Here is a 1,774-nt window from a genome sequence, read left to right as displayed (position 1 = left end):
GGGCCGGGCGCTCATCGAGGTGCTGCGCGACCACCGCCTCGAGGACGCCGCCCTGACCTGCCGCGACGTCGAGGTGGACCTCGCCGGGCGGCTCCTGCACGCGCGGGGCGTGCCGGGCGGACTCATCGTCGCGGACGTCACCGAGCGGCGCGAACGCGAACGCGAGCTGCGCGAGGTCGCGATGGTCCTCTCGCACGAGTTCCGCACGCCCGTCACGGCCATCAAGGGCCTGCTGGAGGCCGTCGCCGTCACCGACTCCGACGAGATCCGGGAGCGCTTCGTGAACCTGAGCCTGCAGGAGACGGGCCGGCTCGAACGGCTCGTGGAGGACCTCGCGGTGGAGTTCCGCCCGCGCGCGCGGCGCACCTTCGAGTTCGGCGAGGCCGCCCGGCGCGTCCTGCGTCTCACGGGGGACGAGTTCGAGCGGCGCGGCGTGCGCGTCCGCGTGCGCGGCGCGCGCGTGCTGGTGCGCTGCGACCCCGACAAGCTCGTGCAGGTCCTGATCAACCTGCTGGAGAACGCCGCCCGTCACGGCCCCAACCCGGGCGACGTGACCGTCACCGCCCGCGCGGACGACGAGAAGGAAGGCTTCGTCTCCGTCCGCGTCACGGACGGCGGCGCCCGACTGCCCGACTACGAGGGCATCTTCGCGTCCCGCACGAAGGGCGCCGCGTCACGCGGGAGCGGCCTGGGCCTCTCCATCGTCACGCGGCTCGTGCGGGACTGGCGTGGGCGCGTCTGGGGACGCCACACGGGACGCGGCAACGAGTTCGGCTTCACCGTGCCCGCCGGGCAGGACCGCCGGGAGGACCGCTGACGTGACGCGCGCCGCCGACCTGCGCGCCCTCGGCGCGGACTTCCTGCGGATGCTCTCCCAGGCGGGCGAGCAGGTGGAGCTCGCCAGCGAGGTGCTGCTGGAGAACCGCATCGAGCACGTCGGTCGGGTCCGTGCCCTCGACCGCCGCGTGGACGCGCTGGAGCTCGCGCTGGAGGACCGCTGCCTGGAGCTCTTCGCCGCGAGCGCCGAGCTGGGCGAGCGCGACCTGAGGCTCGTCTCCGTGATCTACAAGTCCCTCACGGACGTGGAGCGCATCGGGGATCACGCCGTGCACGTCGCGGAGGACGCGCGGGTGCTGGCCGTCGAGCCGCTCGTGAAGCGCTACGTGGAGCTGCGGCGCATCATCGCGTCCGTCCGGCTGATGCTGTCGCTCACGGCGCGCGCCTTCACGGAACGCGACGCGGACGTCGCCGCGCGGGCCGCGCGGCTCGACCTCGACGTGGACGACCGTCACGAGCACTTCTACCGCGAGCTCGTCACGTTCCTGCACGAGCACCCGGACGCCGTGCCCGAGGCGCTGGCCCTCACGCGGATCGGCCGCAGCCTCCAGCGCGTCGGGGATCACGTGGAGAACATCTCCGAGCGCATCCTGCACTGGCTGGAGGCCGAGCGCGCGACGTGAAGGAAATCCCCGGAGCGACCGGCACCATCACGCGCGTGGGCGCGGTATGAAGCGGGCATGACGAACGAGGACCGCCGCACCGACACGGAAGACCGCGAGACCGAACCGCACGCCGCGAACGTGCCCGCCGAACCCACCTCCCCGCCCGCCGAGACGCCCACCGGCGAACCCCGCGAGGACGACGGCGGCCTGATCTACGAGGAGTAGATCAGGGCCGCACGACCGGCAGCAGGTACGCGATGAGCGCCGCCCGCACCTCCGCGCGGGTGGTGGGATCGGCGGCGCCCGCCGTGCTGCCGAAGGCGTACAGCCCG

At 73.5% G+C, this 1,774-nt stretch carries 3 protein-coding genes; all 3 read left to right on the top strand.

The window, feature by feature from the left end:
• Positions 1-817 (top strand): sensor histidine kinase (locus DEIPI_RS28615; RefSeq protein WP_045233667.1); only part of this gene is annotated, 817 nt, incomplete at its 5' end.
• A gap of 1 nt (position 818) precedes the next feature.
• Positions 819-1,460, top strand: coding sequence for a phosphate signaling complex protein PhoU (gene phoU / locus DEIPI_RS0104810; protein ID WP_084473968.1), 642 nt, complete (start codon positions 819-821; stop codon positions 1,458-1,460).
• A 57-nt stretch (positions 1,461-1,517) separates the two neighbouring features.
• Positions 1,518-1,667, top strand: coding sequence for a hypothetical protein (locus tag DEIPI_RS37395; RefSeq protein ID WP_157463464.1), 150 nt, complete (start codon positions 1,518-1,520; stop codon positions 1,665-1,667).
• The last annotated feature ends 107 nt before the right edge of the window (positions 1,668-1,774 follow it).

The organism is Deinococcus pimensis DSM 21231, assembly GCF_000519345.1.
Lineage (GTDB): Bacteria > Deinococcota > Deinococci > Deinococcales > Deinococcaceae > Deinococcus_A > Deinococcus_A pimensis.
This window is presented reverse-complemented; position numbering and strand designations above follow the sequence as displayed.